The organism is Roseospira visakhapatnamensis (genome assembly GCF_014197915.1).
Lineage (GTDB): Bacteria > Pseudomonadota > Alphaproteobacteria > Rhodospirillales > Rhodospirillaceae > Rhodospira > Rhodospira visakhapatnamensis.
In genome coordinates this window covers 18192-43447 of record NZ_JACIGK010000005.1, presented here as the reverse complement: position 1 = coordinate 43447, position 25256 = coordinate 18192, and the positions used below count along the sequence as shown (strand labels likewise).

Below are 25256 nucleotides of genomic sequence, written 5' to 3'. Positions count from 1 at the left end.
GCTCACGCCGTTCCGGTGGCCGCGACGTCGTCGGCCTGAATCGCGGCGACGGCCTGCGGCAGTTCCGTCAACAGGCGCTCGCTTTCTTCCTGAATCTGCGTCGCCGCCTGGAAGGCGGTGGACGTGTCGCCCTCCATGCACAGCGTTTCCACGTGGCGGGCCTGGCGGTGCAGGGTCATGGCGCCGAAGGTGCCCGCCGAACTGGCCAGGGAGTGGGCGACGCGCTCCAGGGCGGTGGCGTCCGACGCCGTGATGGCGTCGATCAGGCCATGGGTCAGCGTCAGGACGTTGTCGGCGAACACCTCGGTCAGATGCGGCAGGAGGTCGGTGCCGGTCTCCTGGGCCAGGCGGGCCAGAACCTGAACGTCGAGCGCCGGGGTGTCGTCGTAGGGCGCGGCCGGGGCGGCGGCGTGCTCCGCCGTTGCCGGCGCGTCCGTCGGCGTGTCCTCGTGAAGCTGGTCCCAGCTCCGAAGGCTGGTCCACTGGCGGATCACGCCCAGCACGTGGTCCCGTGTCGTGGGCTTGGGCAGGCAGTCGTTCATGCCCGCCTGCCAGAACGCCTCGCGCTCGTCGCGCATGGCGTGGGCGGTCATGGCGACGATGGGAATCCGGGCCTTGCGGCCGGGCAGGTCCCGAATGCGGCGGGTGGCCTCCAGGCCGTCCATCACGGGCATCGAGACATCCATGAGAATCAGGTCGTAGGGCAGGGTCCGCGCCGCCTGCACCGCTTCCGCGCCGTTGGCGACGGTGTCGATCCGATAGCCGGCCTTGCCGATCATCGCCTTGGCGACCATCGCGTTGGTCTGGTTGTCCTCGGCGAGCAGGATGCGGATGGGCTTGCCCCGCCGTTCGGCGGCGGCGGCCGCCGCCGCCCCGGTGGCTGTGTCGGGAGGCGCCAGGGTGGCGGTCCCGGTGGCGGTCCGGGCCCCATCCATCGGCATCGCCTGGGCCGCGGGAAGGGGAAGATCCACATGGAAGCGCGAGCCGCTGCCGTGTTCGCTTTCGAAGTGGATCCGGCCCCCCATCATCTCGGCCAGCCGGCGGCAGATCACCAGCCCGAGGCCCGTCCCGCCGGTGGTGCGGTCGAGCCCCGTGTCCAGGCAGACGAATTCCTGGAACAGCTCCGATTGCCGGTCCTGGGGAATGCCGCGTCCGGTGTCCGACACCGTGAGGCGGACCCAGGACTCGTCCGACGGCGCGTCCGCCAGCGGCGCGGCGGTGACGGTGATGACGCCGGTTTCCGTGAACTTGAGCGCGTTGGACAGCAGATTCAGCAGAATCTGGCGCAGACGGCCGGCATCCCCGGTCATGGCCCCGGGCAGCGCCGCCGACATGTCGCGGACCAGGGTGATGTCCTTGCCGATGGTGCGGGGCCGCATCAGGTCGAGCGCGCCATCGATCAGGGTCACCAGGCTGAAGTCCTCGGCCTCCAGCCGCATCTGTCCGGCCTCGATCTTCGAGAAATCGAGGATATCGTTGATGATGTCCAGGAGGCCGGTCGCCGAGTCCACGCCGGTGCGAACCCAGTGGTACTGCTCCGGCGTGAGCGGGCTGTCCTCCAAAAGGCCCAAAACGCCAAGCACCCCGTTCAGGGGGGTGCGGATCTCGTGGCTCATCATGGCCAGGAAGCGGGATTTGACGCGGCTCGCCTCCTCGGCCCGGGCCAGCGCCTCCTTCAGGGCCTGTTCCGATTCCACGCGGTCGCTGATGTCCCGCAGATAGGCGACGTAGACCGGGTCGGTCTGGGTGTCGGTGGCCGAGATCGCCAGTTCGCAGGGGAACACCTCGCCATTCGCCCGCATCGCCTCCAGGTCGAGGCGCTGTCCCACCACCCGGGACACCCCCGTCCGCCGCAACCGCTCCATGCCGGCATCGTGCGCGGCGCGAAGCGCCGGCGGGATGATCAGCCCGCTCATGATCCGGCCGAGCACCTCGTCCCGCCGGTAGCCGAATGTCTCCTCGGCGGCGGGATTGAAATCGACGATCCGCCCTTCGGCGTCCACCGCGATGATGCAATCCAGGGCGGCGTCGATGGCCGCGCGCATCTGCTGTTCACAGCGGCGTGGCGGGTCGGCCCCGGAGGTGTGCGCCGATGGGGAAAACGGACAGTGCTCACCGGGCGGCGCCGAGGCGCGGGCGGCCTCCGCCGGTGCATCGCCGGAGCCCGGCGCGGAGACCGGGCAGGTCATCGGTTCGATCCCAGGCCCAGCGGCTGGGCGAGTGCCGCGAGCCGGTCCCAACCGCGTGCGCCCGCCGGCCGTGATTTGGCAAGCACCCGGTTCACGGTCGTTTTCAGGACATGGAAGTCGAAAGGCTTGCAGACATACCCGCTGGCCCCGGCGCTCAGCGCTTCGTCGATCTGGCCCATGCGGCTGACGCTCGTCACCATGATCACGGGCACGGCGCGCGTCGTGGGTCCCATTTTCAGGATGGTGAGGGCGGCGAGCCCGTCAACCTCCGGCATCATCCAGTCCAACAGGATCACGTCCGGGCGCTTGCGCTCGGCGAGCGCGATCCCGGTTGTCGCGTCATGGGCCAGCAGCATCTGGGCCGCCAGCGACCGGTTCAGGGATAGCTGAAGCACACGGCGCGTCGCGACGTCGTCGTCGATCACCAGGATGGTCGGGCGGCGGCGAAGCCAGGACTCGCTTGGCATGATGGGCGTCTCCGTGGAGGGAGGGCGGTCGGGTGCGCCGGTCAAGGCCGTTACAGAAGGTGCCGCCAGCCATGCAGCAGCAGGCGAAGGGATCGCGCCCCTCCCGGCGACAGCAGCGCCACGCGGTCGGCCAGCACGCATTCCTCCGGGCTGGCGGTTTCGGGCAACATCAGTTCCGACGGCGCGATGGCGCCGCGCGGCAGGTCCGGCGTGTCGGTGGTCCGGACGCCGAACAGGCGCATCCTGCCCAGCACGACCCGCCATAGGTCCCGGTGGCGCGCCCGCCGTCGCATCAGGCCCGCCGGCATCAGGGCCAGCGCCAGCAGGCGCTCGCTCAGCGGTGTCGCGGCGAAGGCGTCGCGGCGTCGGGAGGCCGGATGCAAGTCGGCGGCCAAGCCGGGATCGTCGATGACCGTATGGGTATGCAGGTCCGGGCGGATCAGCAGCGTTCCGCTCATGATGGCGTTCTCGACCCGCAGACCCGCGCCGATATGGGTGTGGGGCAGAATGACGCTGTCGCGGATTTCGGTGTCGGGACCGATGATGCATTCGGCGCCGATGACCACCCGCCCCGCCAGCGACGCGCGGCCGTCGACCAGCGTGTACTGACCCACGTGGGCCATGCTGCCGTCCTGGAGCCGGCGCGCCTTCACGCGGCTGCCCACCTCGGCGATCAGGCGGTCCTCCGCCGTGTTCACGACATCGCGCCCGTCCAGGAACAGGCCCGGGATTTCGCCGCCGACCGCCCGCATGTTGGCGGCGTGATACTCGGCCAGCGTGCGCACGGGAAGCGCCATTCCCGGCAGCGCCAGGTGTGACGGCGGCGGTCCGTCGGCTGGCCGGCGGCCCGGCCGGACCACGGTGATGCCCGCGGTCCGGCCGTCGGTGGTCACGGTGACGGTGTCGCCCGGCCCAGCGGTCTCCGCGGCGTCGCCCGCCAGCCAGCCCAGGCAGGCGGTCACCACCGGGGAGCGCACGATCTGGGCGTCGATCGCCAGGAAGGGGTGGCTGGCCCGGGGATCGATGCGGGCGCGCAGCGTCTCGTCGGAGGCACGGCCATCCGTCGGCAGGTAGGCCAGCGTCAGCCCCCATCGTCGGCCATCGCCCAGGTCGTCCTCGATCAGGGTGCCGAAGTGCGAGACGGCGACCACGACGTCATGGATGCCGGACAGCGCGAGGTCTTCCAGGGCGTGGAACAGCAACGGCTTGCCGGCCACCGGCAGAAGGGCGGCGGGCCGGTCGTCGCTGAGCGGGGACAGTTCTGGCGTGTCCCGGTCGGCGCGCAGCAGGACCTTGGGCACGGGGGCCGTCGCGGCCTGCGCCGCGCCTTGGGGGGTCTCGTGAGTCGTCGCGGGGGCCGCGTGGGTCATGTCGGGAGCCTCCTTCCGACGCGGGGGATGCTAGACCGCGCCTCGACCGGTCAGGACGGCCGGAATGGTGCGGATCAGCAACCAGACATCCATCCAGAACGACCGGCTGTCGTTGTAGCTGACGTCCATCTCGACCTGCTGCGGGAACGGCACGGACGAGCGGCCGGAGACCTGCCAGAGGCCGGTGATCCCCGGAACGCCGTCCAGCCGGCGCCGGTCGCGCAGGCTGTACTGCGCCACCTCGGCGGGCACCGGCGGGCGCGGCCCGACCAGCGACATGTCGCCGATCAACACGTTCCAGAGCTGCGGCAATTCGTCGATGGACGCCTTGCGGATGATCCGCCCCACCCGCGTGATCCGGGGATCGCGGGCCATCTTGAACAGCACGCCGCCGGCCATCTCGTTCTGGGCCATCAGCGCCGCCTTGCGGGCCTCGGCGTCCCGGTACATGGAGCGGAACTTCCACATGCGGAACAGCCGGCCGTGCCGCCCGACCCGCATCTGGCTGAACAGCACCGGCCCCGGGGAGTCGATCCGGATGGCCAGGGCCAGCAGCAGCCAAAGGGGGGTCAGCGCGATGATCAGCAGGCCCGCCACGGCGATGTCCAGGCCGCGCTTGGCGCCCTGGCCGCAGGCCACCCCGGCGTGCCACAGGGTGATGCGCAGCCGGGCCCGCCAGCGGTCGCGGATCAGCGCCGCCACGGACCCGTAGCGCGCCGACAGCCGGGCGGGCAGGTTGGCGGCCCGCTCCTCCTCGCGCCGCTGTCCGGAGACGCGGGACACGAACAAGGGATTGCCCAGGATATAGCGCCGCCACATGCGGCCGGGTTCCTCCTTCAGCCGCCAGGTCCACTCCAGACCGGCGCGCCGCACCCACGCGGGGGCGCGAGAGACCCGCCCGGCGGTGAAGTCGAGCAGGCCGCCCACGCCCATGATCAGGCGTGGCGCCAGCCGGTCGCGGTAGCGACGGATCCAGAGTTCCTGGCGCGGCGCGCCCATGGCCACCAGCAGCACCTTGGCGCCGGACCGGTTGATGCGCGTGAGGATGGTCTCGGTCTCGATCTCATGAAAGAAGCCGTGCTGCGTGCCGACGATGTCCAGGCCCGGGTGGCGGTCGCGAAGGACGTCGGCGGCGGCGTCGGCCACGCCGGGTTTGGCGCCCAGCAGGAACAGCGGCACGCCACCCTGCGCCAGGCGGGCGCACAGGGGATGCAGAAGGTCGGTTCCGTTGACGTTGTCCGGACTCGGCTGGCCGAGCAGCCGGCAGGCGAGCCGAATGCCGCTGCCGTCGGCGAACACCCGGTCGAACGCCGGCAGGGCCTGCCGGTAGTCCCGCTGCTCGGAGGCGATGTTCAGGCAGTCGGCGTTGACGAAGGCGGCGATTTTCTGCGTGGGGCCGTCGGCGATCGCGGCGCACCAGTCGACGGCCTCGTCAAACCCGCAGCGATCGATCTCGACCCCCAGAATCGTGAAACGGGGCGGCGGGGGGGCGTCGCTCGGACCAGACACGGCCGGCTGCTGGTGCGCGGTCCCGATGGCAGCCGTTGGCGTGGGCATGGTGGTGTCCTTTCCCTGCTCCCTGCGTCGGAGCGGCGGCGGACAGGCATGACGCTTCCACCGGGCCGCTCCGGCTCGTCTCCACCCGGCCACGGCCGTGACCGGTCATGCGCCACGGCCGCCGGGCCCGGTCATCCCTCCGTATCCGGGCGGTCGCAGGCGAGGTGCTTGTCTGGGTCTTTACGCACGCAAAGGGCGTGCCAGGGATGGCCGGCCCGAAAGGTCCGCATCCTGGGGCCGGCGGCGGCGGCGGGGGCGCGTTCGTGGCAATTTGATAACCACCTTGGGATGTGCGGGTCAAAATGACCCCGCGGCGGGGTCGGGTCCGGGGCCGTCGGGCCGACGCGCCCAACCGAGACGTCGCCGCGCCGGGGCGCGTGTCCTTGGCACGGTTTTTGCTATTCTTGGTATTCCTTGACACGGAAAGCGTTCCTAAAGCGTGCGGACGACGTCTGGAGGTATCCGATCATGCGTGATCTCTCGCAACCGTCCGCGCGCCTCCAGTTTGCAAAGCTAGCCGAGTTCGCCTCAGGACTGGGGCGAGACCGGTTCCTGCGCAACATGGGCTGGGTCGGCCTGGCCGAGGCCATGACCCGCGTCACGCGTCTGGTGACCGCCGTGGCCCTGGCCCGCATGCTGGACCCCACCGACTACGGGCTGGCGGCGATCGCGATCACGACCAACGAGATTGTCCGGGTGCTGACCAACACCGGCATCGGACAGCGCATCATCAGGGCGGAGCCCGACGACCTGGACGCCGTCTGCCACCGGGCCTGGTGGCTCCAGTGGGTCTGGTGCGGGGCGCTGTTTCTCGGACAGAGCCTGATCGGCGTCGCGGTGGCCGTCTGGTACGACGCGCCGTCGCTGGCCTGGATGATCTCGGCCATGGCCCTCGTCTATCTGGTCATGCCGCTGGGGCTCACCCAGTGCTTCCTGGTCATGCGCGAGAACCGCCTGAAGGTGATCGCCCTGGTCGCCGGCTCCCAGGTGTCCGCCGACAACCTGCTGACGGCGGCCCTCGCCGTGGCCGGACTCGGCGCCTGGGCGGTCATCCTGCCGAAGATCCTGGTGGCCCCGGTCTGGGTGGTGGCGATGCGCCGGGCGCATCCCTGGCGCCGTGACCCCGACGTGCCGCTGGCGCCGGTGCGCGGTTTCCTGACGTTCGGGCGCTCCATCCTGGGGGTGGAGGCGTTGAAGACGATCCGCCTGCATGCCGACAAGCTGATCATCGGGTCGTACCTCGGGATCGAGCTTCTGGGGATGTACGCCTTCGCGTTCAGCGCCGGGCTGGGCCTGAGCCTGGCGTTCGTGGGCGCCTTGAACGTGGTCCTGTTCCCCTATCTGGCCGAGGCCGGCCGCGATCCGGGGGTGATGGTCAGCCGCTGGCGCCGTGCCCTGTTGCTGGCCGTCCTGGTCGCCGGACCGGTGGTGACGGCCCAGGCTCTGCTCGCGCCTTGGTACGTGCCGATCGTGTTCGGCGAGCGCTGGTCGGAGGCCATCCCCATCCTCACGCTGCTGTGCCTGTCGGCCCTGACGCGCCCCCTGGCCGACGGGGCGGGGCAGTTGCTGCGCGCCATGGACCACCCCCATTTGGAGTTGCGCTGGAACGTGATGTTCACCGTGGCGTTCCTGGGAGCCCTGATGATCGGCCTGACCGGCGGCCTGCTGGGGGTCGCGCTAGCGATCCTCGTCGTCCACCTGGCCCTGGAGCCGCTGTTCATGGTGTGGGTGTGGATCCGGGCGACGCGGCACCGCGACCGGACCGCGCGCGTGGATCAGGCCCCGTTGCAGGAGTGCGCGTCATGAGCACGCCCGAGCTCCTGGTCTCCATCGTCATTCCCTGTCGCGACGGGGCGGCGACGCTGGCGGAGACCCTGTCGTCCGCCCTGACCCAGGACGAGGACGCGCTGGAGGTGATCGTCGTCGACGACGGATCCTCCGACGGGTCGCGCGCGCTGGCCCTCGCCGTCGCCGGCGAGGACGGCCGGGTTCGCGTGATGGACGGTCCACGGCGGGGAGTCTCGGCGGCGCGCAACGCCGGGGCGTCGGCGGCGCGCGCCGAGGTGCTGATGTTCCTGGATGCCGACGACCACCTGACGCCGCAGGCGGTCGACCGCTACCTCTCGTTCCTGCGCAGCCATCCGCGCGTTGTCGCCTGTTTCGGCCGCGTGGCCTTCATGACCGCGGATGGCCAGGACACGGGCCGCCGGTCCACGGTGCCCGGGGACCCGCTGACCCTGGGCGACGTGCTGGGCGACAATCCCGCCTGCACCGGCTCCAATCTGGTGGTGCGGCGGGAGGCCTGGGCGCGCGTCGGCGGCTTCGACGAGACCCTGAGCCATGCCGAGGACCAGGAATGGCTGGCCCGCGCCGTCTGCCGGGGCGACGGCGAGGTGCGGGGGGTGGACGCGACCACCGTCTGGTACCGGCTGGGCCGGGGCGGGCTGTCCGCCGACCTGAACGCCATGGCGCAGGGATGGGAGCGCCTGTGCGCCCGGTTCGCGACCGCCGATCCGGACCAGGCCGTGCTCTTGCGGCACGCCCGGGCGCGCCATCGTCGCTACCTGGCCCGGCAGGCGCTGCGGTCCGGGGGGCGCCGTTTCCAGGCCCTGGCCTTCATGCTGGATGCCGTGCGCAGCCATCCGGCGCTGGCCACCCGGGAACCCCGCCGGACCCTGCTGACCCTGGCCGCCGCCCTGGTGATGGCCGTGGTGCCGCGTGGTTTGGGCGAGACGCTGTTCGCCCGCCACGGCCTATAGGCGCCTCGCCGTCCGACGCTGGAGAAGAAGGACCCGATCATGGAAACGGACAGGACCCCGGCGACCATGCCGTCCGCCCCCCCCACGGTTTCCGTCGTGATGCCGGCCTACAACGTGGCGGCCTTCATCGACGACGCGATCCGATCCGTTCGCGGCCAGACCTTCGAGGATTTCGAGCTTCTGGTGATCGACGACGGGTCCGGCGACGAGACGCGCTCCATTGTCCAGCGCCACCTGGACGACCCCCGGATCCGGTTGATTGAGCAGCCGAACCGGGGGCTCGCCGGGGCCCGCAACACCGGCATCCTGGCGGCGCGCGGGCGCTACGTGGCGCTGCTGGACTCGGACGACCGGTGGCGGCCGTCCAAGCTGGCCCATCACGTGTCGCACCTGGAGGCCAACCCCGACGTGGGGGTCAGCTTCGATCCCGCCGCCTTCATCGACGAGCACGGCGTGCCCCTGGGACTGGTGCAGACGCCGCGCCTGACCGACATCACGGTGGACCATATCCTGAAGCGCAACCCGGTGGGCAACGGCAGCGCCGCCGTCATTCGCCGCGCGGCGCTGGACGCGATCGCCTTCCGTCCGCTTGAGGGGCCGGGGTCCGACAGGCTGTGCTTCTTCGACGAAAGCTTCCGCCAGTCCGAGGACATCGAGTGCTGGGTCCGCATGGCGCTGACCACGCCCTGGCGGTTCCAGGGCCTGGACCGCGTTCTGACCGAATACCGCGTGGGGGACCACGGCCTGTCCGCCAACATCGAGCGGCAGTTCGAAAGCTGGCGCCGCATGCGGGACAAGATGGCCCAGCTTGATCCGGACATCGTGCGCCGGCATGGCCGCGCCGCCGAGGCGTACCAGTGCCGCTACCTGGCGCGCCGCGCCGTCCGCGCGCGCGATGCCGGAACGGCGCTGCGGTTGATGGGACGCGCCTGGCGGGTCGGACCCGGGGCGCTGCTGGCCGAGCCCAAACGAACCCTGATCACGCAGGGGGCGGCGCTGGTGCTGTGGCTGCTGCCCCGGGCGGTGTTCACCGGCCTGGAGGCCGTGGCGCTGAAGGCCATCGGCCGGGCGCGGGCGAGGCGCGGGCAGGCGCCCGCCGAGGGCTCGGTCGCCACCGTCTCCGGGGAGACCCGGGGATGAGGGTATCCGCGCCGAGCGCCCGGCCGGCCCGACCCCGGGTCGTCCATCTTCTCGATGACGGCGGACTGGGCGGCGTGACGCGGCACATCAAGGACGTGATGACCAGCCGCGTGGCCCAGGTGTTCGACATGGAGCGCGTCGAGGTCAACCCGCGCGACCCCTGGGCGCCGCGGTTCGGGGCCGATCTGCTGCATGTGCATGTGACGGCCAATTGGCGCAAGCTGCCGTGGCTGGCCAGCTTGCGCCTGCGTCATCCCGGCGTGCCCCTGGTGATCGAGGAGCACTCCTATACGGCGGCCTACGAGGCCCTCAAGGTTCCGCGCCGACGTCGGCTGCGGTTCCACGTCATGCTGCGGCTGTCCTATGGCCTGGCCGACCGCGTCGTCGCGGTGTCGCGCGGGCAGGGGGACTGGCTTCGGCGGGCCGGGGTCGTTCGCCCGGACCGCTGCGCGGTGGTCCCCACCACCGTGTGCACGGCCGCCTTCGCGGCGGGCGAGGCGGCCCGGCCGTCCGGGCGTCCCCTGGTCGTCGGGGCCTACGGCCGCTACGCCGAGCAGAAGGGCTTTGACGTCCTGGTCGAGGCGGCGCGCCCCCTTGACCCCGCGCGGATTCGTCTGGTGCTGGCCGGCCTGGGGCCGGACGAGGGGCGATTGCGGACCCAGGCCCAGGGACTGCCGCACGTCCACGTGGGCGGGCCGGTGCAGGACGTTCCCGGCTTCCTGGCCGACGTCGACGTGGTCGCCATCCCGTCGCGATGGGAGGCGTTCGGGCTCGTCGGTCTGGAGGCCAGGGCCGCCGGCCGCCCCATCCTGGTCAGCGCCCTGGACGGCCTGCCCGAACAGGTCGCGGACGGCGGCGGCTGGGCCGTCGACCGCCATGATGACCCGGCGGCCTGGACCGAGGCCCTGCTGGCCCTGACGCCGGACTCGGTCACGCGGGCCGCCGTCGGCGCGCGGCGCAGCGTCGCGGATGCCCATCGGCGCTACGAGGACGCTTGGCGGCGCCTCTATGCCGACCTGCTGGGCCTGGACGATCCCGATCCATATCAACCCTGACGGTCGCGGCGATCGGCCGGCGGGCGCGTTATCCCTCCAGGGCCGCCCGCTGCAGCCGGCACAGCTCGGTGATGCCGTCCCGTGCCAGGCCCAGCAGGACCAGGAACCGCTCCTCGGCGAAGGGCTCCGTCTCCGCCGTGCCCTGGATCTCGACGATGCCGCCGCTGTCGGTCATGACGAAGTTGGCGTCGGCCTGCGCGGTGGAGTCCTCGGCGTAGTCCAGGTCCAGCACCGCCGCGCCGTCCACCAGGCCGCAGGAGATGGCCGCCACCTGACCGGTGAGCGGGTTCGCCTTGATCACGCCCCGCCCCTGCATCGTGCGGATCGCCAGCGCCAGCGCCACGTATCCCCCGGTGATGGCGGCGGTGCGGGTGCCGCCGTCGGCCTGGATCACGTCGCAGTCGATGCGCACCTGGATCTCGCCCAGGGCTTCCAGGTTGACGACCGCCCGCAGGCTGCGGCCGATCAGGCGCTGGATTTCCTGGGTGCGGCCGGTCTGCTTTCCGCGCGCCGCCTCGCGGTTGGTGCGGGTATGGGTGGAGCGGGGCAGCATGCCGTACTCGGCGGTCACCCAGCCGCGCCCGCTGTTGCGCATCCAGCCGGGCACGCGCTCCTCCACGCTGGCCGTGCACAGCACGTGGGTATCGCCGAAGCGCGCGAGGCACGATCCCTCGGCATGCTTGCTCACGCCCGTTTCCAGGGTGACGGCGCGGAGCTGGGTATCGAGGCGGCCTGAGGGTCTCATGGGGTGGGAACTCCTGAACAGAGGACGAGGTCGCGCACCCTAGACTCAAATCCGGCGGGACGAAACCGCGCGCCGACCTGGACGGAACCCGGCGCGGGCGCCGTTGACGGGGTGCCATGCGCTCCCTAGATTTCGTCGCGACCCCGGCGTTCGGGTGATGGTCCGACTCCCAGGAGAGGCGACCGCGAGCCGATGGCCTCAGACCCCACGATCTTGACAGACCTGGACGCGCGATCGCGCGAGGTCTTCCAACGGCTGGTGGAATCCTTCATGGAGACCGGCGAGCCGGTGGGCTCGCGTACGCTGTCCCGGCGGTTGTCGGTGACCCTGTCGCCGGCCACCATCCGCAACGTCATGGCCGACCTGGAGCACGAGGGGCTGCTGTACGCTCCGCATCCGTCGGCGGGACGCCTGCCCACGGAAGTCGGCCTGCGCATGTTCGTCAACGGCTTGCTGGAGGTGGGGTCCATCGACACCGTCGAAAGCGCCCGGATCGAGACCCAGTGCCAGGCCGCCGGCCGCAGCCTGGAGACCATGCTGGAGGAGGCCATCGGCCTGCTGTCCGGCCTGTCGCGCTGCGCCGGCCTGGTGGTGGCGCCGAAGACGGACGCCTCGGTCAAGCATATCGAATTCGTGCACCTGGGGCCGGGACGGGCGCTGGTGGTGATCGTCACCGGCAACGGCGTGGTGGAGAACCGGGTGGTGGAGGTACCGCGCGGGCTGCCGCCCTCGGCGCTGGTGGAGGCCAGCAACTACCTCAACGCCCGGCTGGCCGAACGCACCCTGGACGAGGCCCGCGAGGCCATCCTGGGAGAACTGACGGACGACCGTGGCCTGCTGGACGTGCTGTCGCGCAAGGTGGTGGCCGCCGGCCTGGCCACCTGGTCGGACGAACGCACCGGCGGCGCGCTGATCGTGCGCGGCCAGAGCCACTTGCTGGAGGACGTGAACGCCGTCCAGGACCTGACCCGCATCCGCGCCCTGTTCGACGCCCTGGAGGCCAAGGAACAGGTGCTGCGCATGCTGGACCTGGTCAATGGCGCCGAGGGGGTCCAGATCTTCATCGGCGCCGAGAACGACCTGTTCACCCTGGCCGGCTGCTCGATGATCGTCGCCCCCTACCAGAACAGCCGCCGCGAGATCGTCGGCGCCATCGGCGTGGTCGGCCCCACGCGCATCAACTACCGGCGCATCGTGCCGCTGGTGGACTACACGGCGAAGGTGATCGGGCGCCTGATCGGCTGACCCGACCCGCGTCCCTGTCACGCCGTCCCCGACGGATCACCACAGACGGATCAACTCAGACGGAACCCGCGATGACCCAGACCAGCGCCAAGGACCCCAACACTCCCAACGCTCCCGGACCCGAGACGGAGCCAGAGGCCGGTGCCGCCGCGACGAACCCGGCGGCGCCGGACCCGGCCTTCGCGATGTCGGATGATGACACCCTGCGTTTCGACCTGGACCCGGGCGAGCCGGCGGGCCCGGCGGAGGCGCGCGGTGCCGACGCGGCGGTCGCATCGCCCACCGACGCCGCCGGCTCGGCGCCCGACCTCGGCGCGCGCGTCGCCGCGCTGGAGACGGAACTGGAGGCGATGCGCGGCGACTACCTGCGCGCCCTTGCCGAGGCCCAGAACACCAAGCGTCTGGCCGACAAGCGCATCCAGGACAACACCCGCTACGCCGTCGCCAATCTGGCCAAGGCGCTGCTGTCGGTGGCCGACAACATGGAACGCGCCCTGGCCGCCGCCCCCGAGGAGGCGCGCGCCGCCGACCCGCACCTGAAGAACCTGGCGGTCGGCGTGGAGATGACCGCCAAGGAGTTCATGGGCGCGCTGGGCCAGTACGGCGTGGCCAAGGTGGAGGCCATGGGGCAGCCCTTCGACCCCAACCTGCACCAGGCCGTGCAGGAGATGGAGAACAAGGACGTGCCGGCCGGCACCGTGGTGCAGGTGTATCAGGCCGGGTACGTCATCCACGACCGGTTGCTGCGCCCGGCCATGGTGGTGGTCTCGCGGGGCGGGCCGAAGCGCGCGGCGCCGGCGGTCCCCGCCGACGGTGGCGTCGACCCCGCCCCGGAGACGCCGAAGGCGGTCGATACCAGCGCCTGACGCGGGCGCGGCGGGACGGAGGATCGCCATGCTGGATGCGTGCCTCCGGCCCTGGATCGACGGTCCGCTGACGGCGGCGGGGCGCGGGCTGGCCGCGCGGGGCGTCACGGCGGACGGCCTGACCCTGGCCGCCTTCGTCGTCGGCCTGCTGGCGGTGCCCGCCCTGGCGGCGGGGTGGTTCGCCGTCGCCCTGGGCCTGATCCTCCTCAACCGGGTGCTGGACGGCCTGGACGGCGCCGTCGCCCGCGCCACCCGGCCGACGGACTGGGGGGCCTATCTGGACATCGTCTGTGATTTCGCCTTCTACGGCGCCGTGCCGCTGGGCTTCGCGCTGGCCGATCCGGCCGTCAATGCCCTGCCGGCGGCCGCGCTGCTGCTGTCGTTCATCGGCACCGGCAGCACCTTCCTGGCCCACGCGATCCTGGCCGAGCGCCATGGCCTGACCACCCGGGCGCGTGGGCGGAAGTCGATGTACCACCTGGGCGGCCTGATGGAAGGCACGGAAACGATCGTGTTCCTGGTCGCCTTCTGCCTGTGGCCCACGGGATTCCCGGTGCTGGCCTGGATCATGGCCGGGCTGTGCGTGGTGTCCGCGATGGGGCGGGTGCTGCTAACCGCGCGGACCTTCCGGGGGGCCTGACGACGCGGACGATGCGGATGACGCGGCGGGACGTCGCCGCAGCATGCCCTTGATCTCGCCGAGGCTGGCGGCGCCGGAGAGCTGGGCGGCGAGGCCGTAGACCAGCAGGCCGCCGATAACCAGGGTCGCGAGCGCCGTCGCCCGGGCCAGGTCGCCCGATGCCGGGATCTGGCCGAGCCCCCAGGCGCCCAGGGCGAGCGCGACGCTCATCAGCGCCGTGGCCAGGGCGATCCGCGGCAGGCGGGCCTTGAACCGGCCGTCCAGTCCCAGTTGGCCGCGCCGGTGCAGGACCCAGGCGAGGGCGATGGCGTTGCCCCAATTGGACAGCGCGGCCGCAAGCGCGATCCCCACATGCCCCCACACCTGCATCAGCACCAGGTTCAGGGCCACGTTGGCGACCATGGCCGCCGCCGCGATGCGCACCGGGGTCACGGTGTCCTCGCGGGCGAAGAAGGCCGGGGCCAGCACCTTGACCAGCACATAGGACGGGAGGCCGCTGGCGAAGGCCGCCAGCGCCGCCGCCGTGGCCGCCGTGTCGGCGGGGCTGAAGGCGCCGCGCTCGAACAGGGTGGCGATCACCGGTCCGGGGATGACCATCAGCGCCGCCGCCGCCGGCAGGGTCATCAGCAAGGCCACCTCCAGCGCCCGGTTCTGGTTGTGGGCGGCCGCGTCCCAGTTGCCCGCCTTGAGTTGACGGGACAGCAGCGGCAGCAGCGCCGTGCTCACCGCCACGCCCACCACGCCCAGCGGCAACTGGGTGATCCGGTCGGCGTAGTACAGCCAGGACACCGCGCCGTCGGCCAGCAGCGAGGCCAGGATCGTCCCGATCAACAGGTTGATCTGATACAGGCTGCCGCCCAGCACCACCGGCAGGATGCGCTTGCCCAGGGTGCGCACGCGCGGGGTCAGCCGGGGCACGATGGGCGTGATGGCCATGCCGGCGCGCCGGCAGTGCCAGGCCAGCCAGGCGAACTGGATCACGCCGGCGGCGCAGACACCCCAGGCCAGGGCGTGCCCGGGGGTCTCGACCCAGGGCGTCAGGCCCAGCAAGGCGGCGATCAGGGTCAGGTTGAGCAGGATCGGCGCCGCCGCCGCCGCCGCGAACCGCCCCAGCGAGTTCAGCACCCCCGATTGCAGCGACACCAAACTGATGAACAGCAGGTAGGGGAAGGCAATGCGGGTCAGTTCGGTGGCCAGCTCCATCTTGCCCGGCACGGCGTCGAAGCCCGGGGCGATGACCACCATGACCAGCGGCATGGCGACCTCGATGGCCGCCGTGAACACCAGCAGGATCACGGCGAGCACGCTGAAGGCGCGCTGGGCGAAGCGGCGGGCCTCGGCCCGGCCCTCGGTCTCCAGCAGGCCGGCGAACAGCGGCACGAAGGCGGCCTGGAACGCCCCTTCGGCGAACAGCCGGCGGAACAGGTTGGGAAAGCGGAAGGCGACGAAGAAGGCGTCGGAGATCGTGCCGGCGCCCAGAACCCCCGCCACCAGGATGTCTCGCAGGAATCCGGTGACGCGGCTGAGCAGGGTGTAGCCGCCGACCGTGGCGATGGAGCGCAGCAGGGACATGAGGGGGGTCCTATCCCATTGCGGGCGGCCGGGGAAGGGGGGGCGTGTCGGGTGGGGGCGGATGCGCTTTTTTTCGTTGCGGTGCGGCGAGGATTGATTAAATACGAAGAGAACATGGATTGAATCTGTAAACAACATACACGAACTGGAGTTTTGCCATGGTCACCCCCGAATCCGCCGCGACCGCCGCCCATCCCGCCTTCCGGGGCCGGATCTACGACAGCCTCACCGAGACCGTCGGCGCCACGCCGCTGGTGCGTCTGTCCCGCTTCGCCGAGACCGAGGGTGTCCCGGCCGAGATCCTCGGCAAATGCGAGTTCTTCAATCCACTGGCCTCGGTCAAGGACCGCATCGGCCTGTCCATGGTCGAGGCCGCCGAGGCCGATGGGCGCCTGAAACCCGGCGCCACCCTGGTCGAGCCGACCTCGGGCAACACCGGCATCGCGCTCGCCTTCGTCTGCGCCGCCAAGGGCTATCGCCTGATCCTGACCATGCCCGAGACCATGTCCGTGGAACGGCGCAAGATGCTCAAGCTGCTGGGCGCCGAACTGGACCTGACACCCGGTCCGCAGGGCATGAACGGCGCGGTGGCCCGCGCCGAGGAACTGGTGGCCACCATCCCCGGCGCCCTCATGCTGCAACAGTTCCAGAACCCCGCCAACCCGGCCGTGCACCGGGCCACCACGGCGGAGGAGATCTGGCGCGATACCGGTGGCGCGGTGGATGCCGTCGTCTCCGGCGTGGGGACGGGCGGCACCGTGACCGGGGTGGGCGAGGTGCTCAAGGCCCGCAATCCGGACCTGCGCATGATCGCCGTGGAGCCGGAGGACAGCCCGTTGCTGGCCGGCGGCAAGCCGGGGCCGCACAAGATCCAGGGCATCGGCGCCAACTTCGTCCCCGAGATCCTGAACCGGGAGATCTATGACGAGGTCCTGGGTATCGGCAACGAGACCGCCTTCGCCACCGCCCGCGCGGTGGCCAGGCTGGAGGGCCTGCCGGTGGGCATTTCCTCGGGCGCCGCCCTGGCCGCCGCCGTAGAGGTGGGCCGGCGCGACGGCTGGGCGGGCAAGCGGATCGTCGTCATCCTGCCGTCGTTCGCCGAGCGCTACCTGTCCACGGCGCTGTTCGAGGGGCTATAGCGGGCAAGATGTCCCGCGAATGAAGGGGGCGGCGCCGCGGGTGGTACAGCGCCGTGCCCCCTGACACCGCCCTACAGCACCGCCAGCATGCAGGACACCAGCGGATGGCGGACCACATCGCGCTCGGTCAGGGTCACCACGGCGATGTCGTCCAGCGCCGACAGCCGATGGGCGATGTCGGACAGGCCGGAGACGCCGGGCAGCAGGTCGGTCTGGTCCGGGTCGCCGGTGATGATCATGCGTGAATGCCAGCCCAGCCGCGTCAGCAGCATCTTGATCTGGCCGTAGGTGCAGTTCTGCGCCTCGTCGATGACCACGAAGCAGTTGTTGAGGGTGCGGCCGCGCATGTAGGCGATCGGCGCGATCTCGATGGTGCCGTCGGCGATTAGGCTTTTCAGGCGCTTTCCGCCCAGGCGGTCCGACAGCGCGTCATACAGCGGCCGCAGGTAGGGCAGCAGCTTTTCTTCCATGGTGCCCGGCAGATAACCCAGGCTCTCGCCGGCCTCCACCGCCGGGCGCGACAGCACGATCCGGTCGATGGTGCCGTCTTCCAGGGCACGCACGGCCGAGGAGATGGCCAGGTAGGTCTTGCCGGTGCCGGCCGGGCCGATGGCCAGGGTGAGGGGGTGGTCGTCGATGGCGTCCAGCAGGCGGCGCTGGTTGTCGTTCTGCGGCCGCACCGTGCGCTTGTAGCTCTGGTCCCGGTGGCTGTCGACCGGATCCCATCCCACGCCGAGGGGATGCAGGGGAATGGGGCGATGGTCCTGCGGCGGGCGGGCGACGGCGAGGGGGGTGGTCTTGCTGGAACGCTTGGCCATGAGGATCACGTCCTTTCAGCGAAGGTCTAACTGTCGGCGACGGGCCGGCGTTCAACGGCCGGCCGGGGCCTGCGCCGGTCCCCGACGAAAAACGCCCCCGGCGGGAACCGGAGGCGTTGGGCGGCAACACGGGTGTGATCGAGAGCGCGAGGACGGCGGCCGACGCCGCCGGGTCGGGCGATGATGGGCCCGGTGCGCCTCGCGGCGCGATGGATGGGGCCGAGAGGATCGAGGCTTCGGGCGCCGGCTCGCCTGTCGGGCTTGGCCATGGTCGACGTCTCCCTCGCGCGGTGCCAACCCTCACATCCCGAAGCCTACACGCATGAAGGGGTTCCGTCACTCGATTTGTGTATGACCCGATTGTGACGCCACGACATGTGGTGTCACGAACACAAGGGGGCGCGACCCGCGCCGGCCGGTCCCGACCCGCGCCGATGGCCGGCGCGATCCGGACCCGGTCCGCGCCCTCGTCACGGGCCTGGGTGCCGCGAGTCGGTCTCATGAATCCGTCGGCAATTTGTCGGTATCCCGACCCTGATCGGGGCTTCGCCTCCGGGCGGGGAGCATGGTAGTGTCCGCGCGCTGAGCCCGGGGGTCACATCCGCCGGGGTCCTCATCCGGCGTCGTGGGCCAGGGGGCTTCAGGATTGCGCTGCCCCGCCGGCCCACGTCTGGCGCCTCGGTCGGCCTTCGCCGTGTCTCTCCGTTCCGGTCCGCCACGGGCTCGGGCGGGGTTGTCGCATAGGATTTCCGGGACCATGCCCTTCCCGCCCGTCGCCCATCCCGCCCCGCGTATCTACAACCTGTTCCCGCTGCTGTCTGGACCGGTGTCCCGCTGGACCGGGCACCTGTCGCACATCGCCGCCATGGGGTTCGACTGGGTTTACGTGAACCCGTTTCACTATCCCGGGTTTTCCGGCAGTCTCTATGCGGTCAAGGCCTATGATCGCCTGCATCCCCTGCTGGACGAGGGCAGCGGCCGGTCCGTGGACGATCAGTTGCGCAGCTTTCTCGAGGCCGCCCGCGCCCATGGCCTGAAGGTCATGCTGGACCTGGTGATCAACCACACGGCCAAGGACTCGCCGTGGGTGACCGAGCATCCGACTTGGTACGTGCGCGACCGGCACGGCGAGGTCGAGTCACCGTTCGCCATCGACCCCGCCAATGCCGACAACAAGACGGTGTGGGGGGACCTCGCGGAACTGGACTACACGCCCCGTCCGGAACGGGCCGCGCTGGTCAATCGGTATCGGGCGATCCTGTGCCACTTCGTCGATCTGGGCTTCGCCGGCTTCCGCTGTGACGCGGCCTACAAGGTGCCGGCCGATGTCTGGGCCGACCTGATCGGGGCCGCGCGGGACCGGGCGCCCGAGGCCCTGTTCGCGGCCGAGACCCTGGGATGCCGCCTGAAGGAGATCGAGGGCCTGCGGCCGGCCGGCTTCGATTATCTGTTCAACAGCTCCAAATGGTGGGACTTCAAGGCGGACTGGCTGCTGGAGCAGTACAACAGCTTCCGCTCGCTGGCGCCGTCGATCGCCTTCCCCGAGAGTCACGATACGCCGCGCCTGCGCGCCGAGCTTCCGGGCACATGGCCGATGGCGCGCGTGGAGGCCGCTTACAAGCGGGCCTGGCTGTTCGCCGCCCTGTTCTCCAGCGGCGCGATGATGCCGCAGGGCTATGAGTTCGGCTTCGTCCGCAAGCCCGACGTGGTGCGCACCCGGCCCGAGCACTGGGAAGACCCTGCTTTCGACATTTCCGACTACGTGGGCGCGGTCAACGACCTGAAGCGGCGCGTCCGGGTGCTCAACTGGGAGGGGCCACAGCGACAGCTCACCCCCGCGCCCAGTGTGAGCGCCCTGATCCGGGAGGCCGAGTACGATCCCGACCTCGCCGTGACGCTCATCAATCTCGACCTGGAGGCGGGCCGGTCGGTGCCCGGCGGGGCGGTGCTCGGCCAGCTTCGCGAGGACCAGGGCGGGGCATTGCGCGAGGTCACGCCGCGCCGTGCCCATGGCGTGCTCACCCCCGACGCCACCGTCCTGCTGGCGCCAGGCGAAATCCGTGTGTTCGTGAAGGATTCAAGGACCGCACCATGACCAAGCGCGCGCGATCGAGGCCCGACACGGGTGTTTGCATCGATCTGTCCTCCCTATCCAGCCGGCCGATCGTCATCGAGGCGGTGCGCCCGGAGATCGATCACGGCCGGTTCGCGGTCAAGCGGTGCGTGGGCGACCGCCTGCGGGTGGACGCGACCGTCTTCGCCGAGGGCCATGGCGCGCTGTCGGCGGTGCTGAAGCTGCGGCCCGCCGGGGCCGGCGACGCCGCCTGGCGGGAAGAGCCGATGGACTGCGTCAACCACGGCCTGGCGCTGTGGCGGGGCGAGATGCCGCTGGAGGACATCGGCCGCTACGAGTACACGGTCGAGGCGTGGCGCGACACCTGGACCAGCTGGGTCGACGAGGTGACCAAGAAGCACACGGCCGGCCAGGACGTGTCGCTCGAACTGTCCGAGGGGCGCGCGCATGTCCGGCACGCCGAGGACCGTGCCCAGGGCGAGGACGCCCAGTACCTCAAGACGGTGCTGCGCGGCTTCGATACCGATCCGGAGCCGGCCGCGCGGGTGTCGTTGATGCTGTCGGCGGACCTGGCGGCGAAAATGGCCCGGTGGCCCGATCGAAGCGAGGCGGTCACCTATCATGCCCCGCTGCCGCTGATCGTGGAGCCGGTGCGCGCCCGGTTCGCCGCCTGGTACGAGATGTTTCCGCGCTCCCAGGGCACGGATCCCGACCGGTGGGGCACGTTCGAGGACTGCATCCGGCGCCTGCCCGAGGTGCGGGCGATGGGGTTCGACGTGCTCTACTTCGTGCCCATCCATCCCATCGGCGTCAGCCATCGCAAGGGCCGGAACAACAGCCTGGTGGCCGGCCCCGACGACCCCGGCAGCCCGTATGCCATCGGCGGGGCGGAGGGCGGACACACCGCCATCCATCCGGCCCTGGGAACCCTGGCCGATTTCGAACGGCTGGTGCGCGCCGCCAACCACCGGGGCATGGAGGTGGCGCTGGACATCGCCATCCAGTGTTCGCCGGATCATCCGTGGGTCAAGGAACACCCCGAGTGGTTCAAGTTCCGGCCCGATGGCACCATCAAGTACGCCGAGAATCCACCCAAGAAGTACCAGGACATCGTTAATGTAGAGTTCTTTGGGCCGCATCAGTATGATCTGTGGCGTGAACTGTACGATGTCTTTGAGTTCTGGATCAGCCACGGCGTGACCATCTTCCGGGTCGATAACCCGCACACCAAGCCGGTGCCGTTCTGGGAGTGGGTCATTCGCGAGGTCAAGGATCGGCACCCGTACGTGCAGTTCCTGGCCGAGGCGTTCACCCGGCCTCCCATGATGAAGATGCTGGCCAAGGCGGGATTCACGCAATCTTATAGTTACTTTACGTGGCGCAACACGAAGGTGGAGCTGACCGAGTATCTGACCGAGCTGACGCAGACCGAATGTGTCGAGTACATGTTGCCCAACTTCTTTACCTGCACTCCCGATATTCTACCCGAGTACCTGCAACGCGGGGGGCGTCCCGCGTTCATGATTCGCGCCGTCCTGGCCGCCACCCTCTCGTCGGTCTACGGTATCTACAATGGATTCGAACTGTGCGAGAATGATGCAATTCCCGGGAAGGAAGAGTACAACAACAGCGAGAAGTATCAGTTCAAGGTCTGGGACTGGGACCGCCCCGGCCACATCAAGGGCCTGATCACCGCGCTCAACCACATTCGCGTCGACAACCCGGCCCTGTGGCGCTTCGAGGCTCTCCGGTTCTATGCCTGCGACCACGATGACGTCCTGTTCTACGGAAAAATGACCGAGGACGGCGACAACATCGTCCTGGTGGCCTGCACCACCAATCCCTTCGATCCGGCCCACGTGTGGATGGAGTTCCCGCTGGAGGCCATGGGCATCCCCGAGACCCAGGCGTTCGAGGTGGAGGAACTGCTGAGCGGTGAGCGGCACCTTTGGACCGGACGCTGGCATCACTACTATCTGGATCCGGCGGTGAACCCGGCGGTCATTTTCCGGGTGATTCCCTGGCGGCCGGTGGACTACCGTACGCCATCCCTCTAGGCGGGCGACTTGAACGGGGGCGCCTCGCCGAGCGAAGGGCGCCGTCGGCACGGGCAGGTGGTCCGGTCTCGTCGGCCGGAACGCCTCCGGTCGATGGTCCCGCTCGGGCCGTGCCGGCCGGCTTCCGGCGTCCGGCGAAGCGGTTTGCGAGACTCTCCGGGCGGGCGCCTTCACGCCTCATCAATCTCCACCCCTTTTCTTCAGGGCATGCCCATGAACACCGATCCCCAATGGTACAAGGACGCCATCGTCTATCAGCTTCACGTGAAGGCTTTCGCCGACAGCAATGGTGACGGGATCGGCGACCTGCGGGGGTTGACGGACAAGCTGGACTATCTGACCGAATTGGGTGTGACGGCGGTGTGGCTGCTGCCGTTCTATCCGTCGCCCCTGCGCGACGACGGGTACGACATCGCCGCCTACAAGGCGGTCAATCCCACCTATGGCAGCCTGCCGGACTTCCGCCGGTTCGTGCGCGAGGCCCACAACCGGGGCCTGAAGGTGATCACCGAGCTGGTCATCAACCATACCTCCGACCAGCACCCTTGGTTCCAGCGGGCGCGCGGCGCCAAGCCGGGCAGCAATCACCGCAACTTCTATGTCTGGTCGGACACCGACCAGAAGTACCAGGGCACGCGCATCATCTTCACGGACACGGAGACCTCCAACTGGGCGTGGGATCCGGTGGCCCAGGCGTACTACTGGCATCGCTTCTTCAGCCATCAGCCGGACCTGAACTTCGACAACCCGAACGTGTTCAAGGAAGTGGTCAGGGTCATGAAGTTCTGGCTGGACGCCGGCGTGGACGGCCTGCGGCTGGACGCGATCCCCTATCTGTGCGAACGCGAGGGCACCAACAACGAGAACCTGCCCGAGACCCACGAAGTCCTGCGCCGTCTGCGCGCCTGGCTGGACGAGAACTACGGCGACCGCATGCTGCTGGGGGAGGCCAACCAGTGGCCGGAGGACGTGCGCCCCTACTTCGGCGATGGCGACGAATGCCACATGGCCTTCCACTTCCCGGTGATGCCGCGCATCTACATGGCCGTGGCCCAGGAAGACCGCCACCCGATCACCGACATCATGCGGCAGACGCCCCACATTCCGGAAACCTGCCAGTGGGCCATCTTCCTGCGCAACCACGATGAACTGACGCTGGAGATGGTCAGCGATCGCGAGCGCGACTACCTCTACGACACCTACGCCGCCGACCAGCGCGCGCGCATCAACGTCGGCATCCGCCGCCGCCTGGCGCCGCTGCTGAACAACGACCGGCGCAAGATCGAACTGCTCAACAGCCTGTTGATGAGCCTGCCGGGCACGCCCGTCGTCTACTACGGGGACGAGATCGGCATGGGCGACAACATCTTCCTCGGCGACCGCGACGGCGTGCGCACCCCCATGCAGTGGTCGCCGGACCGCAACGGCGGCTTCTCCCGGGCCGATCCGGCGAGCCTGTTCCTGCCGCCCATCATGGACCCGGTCTACGGGTTCGAGGCCGTGAACGTGGAGGCCCAGACCGGCAGCCCCCATTCGCTGCTCAACTGGATGCGCCGCCTCATCAAGACCCGCAGCCGGCATCGCTCGTTCGGGCGCGGCACGCTGGAGTTCCTGTATCCCGGCAACCGCAAGATCCTGGCCTACCTGCGGCGCTTCGAGGACGAGGCGATCCTGTGCGTGGCCAACCTGTCGCGGGCCTCGCAGCCCGTGGAACTGGACCTGTCGATGTTCGAGGGGCGCGTACCGGTCGAACTGCTGGGACGCAGCGCGTTCCCGCCCATCGGGGAACTGCCCTACTTCCTGACCCTTCCGGCCCATGGGTTCTACTGGTTCCGCCTGACAGAAGAAGCGGAGGCGCCCTTGTGGCACGAACCCCATGTCCATCCCCTGCCCGACATGATGACGCTGGTGGTGCCGAAGGGGTGGGCTAGCCTGTTCGCCGGGGAGACGGGACGGTCGCTGATCGACGAAATCCTGCCCTCGTTCCTGCCCAACCAGCGCTGGTTCGCCGGCAAGGAAGAGGGGCTCCAGCGCGTGTCCGTGGGTGACCAGGTGGCGCTGCCGGCGCGCGCGGGCGAACCGTCGTTCCTGATCACCCTGATGGACGCCGGCCTCAACAACGGGGAGTCCCAGCGCTACCTGCTGCCCCTGGCCCTGACCTGGGAGACGGACGAGGATCCGGCGCTGGCCCTGCTGCCCTATGCGCTGGCCCGGGCGCGGCGGGTGCATCGGGTGGGCGTGCTGCACGACGCCATGGCCGACGCGCCGTTCACCGCCGTCGTCGTCGACGCCATGCGTGATGGCATCGACCGGCCGACCGATGGCGGCGGCGTGGTGCGCTTCCGCGCCACCCGGCGGCTCGCCGACGAACCGCCGGCCGATCTGGCGACCATCGGGCGCCTGGGGCGCGAGCAGTCCAATACGTCCATGCTGATCGACGAGCGCATGGTGCTGAAGGTGTATCGCCGCCTGCACACGGGTGTGCATCCGGAACTGGAGATGGGCCTGTTCCTGACCGAGGTGGCCGGGTATGCCAACACGCCGCCCTTGCTGGGATGGGCCTCGCTGGAAGATTCCGAGGGCGCGCCGACCGCGCTGGCGGTGTTGCAGGGCTTCGTGCGCAACCAGGGCGATGGCTGGGGCTATACCCTGGATTACCTGGGCCGGTTCCTGGACGACGCCGAACTGCGCGGCCATGTCGGCCACGACGACGGCGGGGCGGAGAACGAGGACCACGCGCTCTACCTGTCGCTGATCCACACCATGGGCCGGCGGGTCGCCGAGTTGCACAAGGCGATGGCCATCGACACCGACGATCCGGCGTTCCGGGCCGAGCCGGTGCGTCCCGAGGACCGTGACCACTGGACCGCGATGGTGCGTGTGGAGGCCGACAAGGCCCGCGCCGCCCTGGAGCGGGTGCGGGACACGCTGAACGAGGAGACGGCGGGCCTGGTCCGGGATCTGCTGGACAACTGGGACCGGGTGCACGGCCTGATCGACCGCGCGCTGCCCGATGGGCTGGATCTGGTCAAGACGCGCTATCATGGCGACCTGCACCTGGGCCAGGTGGTGGTTGCCAAGGACGACATCTACATCCTGGACTTCGAGGGCGAGCCGGCCCGCGAGGTCAGCCAGCGGCGGCAGAAGAGCCTGCCCCTGAAGGATGTGGCGGGCATGCTGCGTTCGTTCAACTACGCGGCCTGGGCGGCCCTGTTCGACCGCCGGGCGGTGAAGTCGGATGCGCTGGAGGATCTGGGACCGGTCATCCGCGCCTGGGAAACCCAGGTGGCGGCCACCTTCCTGGAGGGCTACGCGCAGGCCATCGAGGGCTGTCCGTCGGTGCCGTCGGACGCGGAGCAGGTGCGGGCCCTTCTGGATCTGTTCACGCTGGAAAAAGCGTTCTATGAAATCGGTTACGAGACGGCGAACCGCCCCACTTGGGCGCATATTCCGATCCGAGGCGTGCATCGTCTGGTGATGGGCGAGCGGACCGCGGAGGTCACCGTCGATGGCGGTGGTGGCGCGTAGCCGCGGACGCGCGCGCCACGGCGGGACACACGCCA

Annotated in this window: 18 protein-coding genes; 11 read left to right on the top strand and 7 right to left on the bottom strand. The window is 70.1% G+C overall.

What is annotated here, in order from left to right; translation table 11 throughout:
* Positions 1 to 2 precede the first annotated feature (2 nt).
* The 4 genes from GGD89_RS04505 to GGD89_RS04490 all read right to left on the bottom strand — a co-directional run bounded on the left by GGD89_RS04505 (position 3) and on the right by GGD89_RS04490 (position 5583).
* Positions 3 to 2189 (bottom strand): ATP-binding protein, encoded by a 2187-nt coding sequence (locus GGD89_RS04505; RefSeq protein ID WP_184042919.1) that lies wholly within the window; start codon positions 2187 to 2189, stop codon positions 3 to 5.
* The gene (locus tag GGD89_RS04500) at positions 2186 to 2614 is read right to left on the bottom strand and encodes a response regulator (RefSeq protein ID WP_184042918.1); all 429 of its coding nucleotides are present in this window, start codon (positions 2612 to 2614) and stop codon (positions 2186 to 2188) included. The genes GGD89_RS04505 and GGD89_RS04500 overlap by 4 nt, the downstream gene beginning before the upstream one ends.
* Positions 2615 to 2706: 92 nt before the next feature.
* A complete protein-coding gene (locus tag GGD89_RS04495; protein WP_184042917.1) occupies positions 2707 to 4026 on the bottom strand; it encodes a sugar phosphate nucleotidyltransferase in 1320 nt (439 codons plus the stop codon).
* A 30-nt stretch (positions 4027 to 4056) separates the two neighbouring features.
* Positions 4057 to 5583 (bottom strand): WecB/TagA/CpsF family glycosyltransferase, encoded by a 1527-nt coding sequence (locus GGD89_RS04490; protein ID WP_184042916.1) that lies wholly within the window; start codon positions 5581 to 5583, stop codon positions 4057 to 4059.
* A 468-nt stretch (positions 5584 to 6051) separates the two neighbouring features.
* Here GGD89_RS04490 and GGD89_RS04485 point away from each other — a divergent pair, with 468 nt between their 5' ends.
* The 4 genes from GGD89_RS04485 (at position 6052) to GGD89_RS04470 (ending at position 10537) form a co-directional block, all read left to right on the top strand.
* A complete protein-coding gene (locus GGD89_RS04485) occupies positions 6052 to 7389 on the top strand; it encodes an oligosaccharide flippase family protein (RefSeq protein ID WP_184042915.1) in 1338 nt (445 codons plus the stop codon).
* Positions 7386 to 8342, top strand: coding sequence for a glycosyltransferase family 2 protein (locus GGD89_RS04480; protein WP_184042914.1), 957 nt, complete (start codon positions 7386 to 7388; stop codon positions 8340 to 8342). The genes GGD89_RS04485 and GGD89_RS04480 overlap by 4 nt, the downstream gene beginning before the upstream one ends.
* A gap of 66 nt (positions 8343 to 8408) precedes the next feature.
* The gene (locus GGD89_RS04475) at positions 8409 to 9482 is read left to right on the top strand and encodes a glycosyltransferase family 2 protein (RefSeq protein ID WP_184042913.1); all 1074 of its coding nucleotides are present in this window, start codon (positions 8409 to 8411) and stop codon (positions 9480 to 9482) included.
* The gene (locus tag GGD89_RS04470; RefSeq protein WP_184042912.1) at positions 9479 to 10537 is read left to right on the top strand and encodes a glycosyltransferase family 4 protein; all 1059 of its coding nucleotides are present in this window, start codon (positions 9479 to 9481) and stop codon (positions 10535 to 10537) included. The genes GGD89_RS04475 and GGD89_RS04470 overlap by 4 nt, the downstream gene beginning before the upstream one ends.
* A 28-nt stretch (positions 10538 to 10565) precedes the next feature.
* Here GGD89_RS04470 and rph read toward each other — a convergent pair whose 3' ends face one another.
* Positions 10566 to 11282 (bottom strand): ribonuclease PH, encoded by a 717-nt coding sequence (gene rph, locus GGD89_RS04465; protein ID WP_184042911.1) that lies wholly within the window; start codon positions 11280 to 11282, stop codon positions 10566 to 10568.
* A gap of 192 nt (positions 11283 to 11474) precedes the next feature.
* On the opposite strand from rph, the gene hrcA reads away from it, so the two are divergent.
* The 3 genes from hrcA to GGD89_RS04450 all read left to right on the top strand — a co-directional run bounded on the left by hrcA (position 11475) and on the right by GGD89_RS04450 (position 14033).
* A complete protein-coding gene (gene hrcA / locus GGD89_RS04460) occupies positions 11475 to 12527 on the top strand; it encodes a heat-inducible transcriptional repressor HrcA (protein WP_184042910.1) in 1053 nt (350 codons plus the stop codon).
* Between the two features lie 71 nt (positions 12528 to 12598).
* Positions 12599 to 13393 carry a nucleotide exchange factor GrpE gene (grpE, locus tag GGD89_RS04455; protein ID WP_246422570.1) on the top strand — a complete coding sequence of 265 codons (795 nt, stop codon included), beginning with the start codon at positions 12599 to 12601 and terminating at the stop codon, positions 13391 to 13393.
* A 28-nt stretch (positions 13394 to 13421) separates the two neighbouring features.
* Positions 13422 to 14033, top strand: a complete 612-nt coding sequence (locus tag GGD89_RS04450; protein WP_184042909.1) for a CDP-alcohol phosphatidyltransferase family protein — start codon at positions 13422 to 13424, stop codon at positions 14031 to 14033.
* On the opposite strand, the gene murJ is transcribed toward GGD89_RS04450, so the two are convergent.
* Positions 14004 to 15605 (bottom strand): murein biosynthesis integral membrane protein MurJ, encoded by a 1602-nt coding sequence (murJ, locus tag GGD89_RS04445; protein ID WP_184042908.1) that lies wholly within the window; start codon positions 15603 to 15605, stop codon positions 14004 to 14006. The two genes, GGD89_RS04450 and murJ, sit on opposite strands and share 30 nt — an antisense overlap.
* A 158-nt stretch (positions 15606 to 15763) precedes the next feature.
* Here murJ and cysK point away from each other — a divergent pair, with 158 nt between their 5' ends.
* Positions 15764 to 16744 (top strand): cysteine synthase A, encoded by a 981-nt coding sequence (cysK, locus tag GGD89_RS04440; RefSeq protein ID WP_184042907.1) that lies wholly within the window; start codon positions 15764 to 15766, stop codon positions 16742 to 16744.
* Between the two features lie 71 nt (positions 16745 to 16815).
* On the opposite strand, the gene GGD89_RS04435 is transcribed toward cysK, so the two are convergent.
* The gene (locus tag GGD89_RS04435) at positions 16816 to 17562 is read right to left on the bottom strand and encodes a PhoH family protein (protein WP_184042906.1); all 747 of its coding nucleotides are present in this window, start codon (positions 17560 to 17562) and stop codon (positions 16816 to 16818) included.
* Positions 17563 to 18319: 757 nt separating this feature from the next.
* Between GGD89_RS04435 and GGD89_RS04430 the strand changes: the two genes are divergently transcribed.
* The 3 genes from GGD89_RS04430 to treS all read left to right on the top strand — a co-directional run bounded on the left by GGD89_RS04430 (position 18320) and on the right by treS (position 25221).
* Positions 18320 to 19657 carry an alpha-amylase family glycosyl hydrolase gene (locus tag GGD89_RS04430; protein WP_184042905.1) on the top strand — a complete coding sequence of 446 codons (1338 nt, stop codon included), beginning with the start codon at positions 18320 to 18322 and terminating at the stop codon, positions 19655 to 19657.
* Complete coding sequence (locus GGD89_RS04425) at positions 19654 to 21693, top strand: maltotransferase domain-containing protein (protein ID WP_184042904.1); 2040 nt, start codon at positions 19654 to 19656, stop codon at positions 21691 to 21693. The genes GGD89_RS04430 and GGD89_RS04425 overlap by 4 nt, the downstream gene beginning before the upstream one ends.
* Positions 21694 to 21906: 213 nt before the next feature.
* On the top strand, positions 21907 to 25221 hold the full coding sequence (gene treS / locus GGD89_RS04420) for a maltose alpha-D-glucosyltransferase (protein ID WP_246422550.1): 3315 nt from the start codon (positions 21907 to 21909) through the stop codon (positions 25219 to 25221).
* The last annotated feature ends 35 nt before the right edge of the window (positions 25222 to 25256 follow it).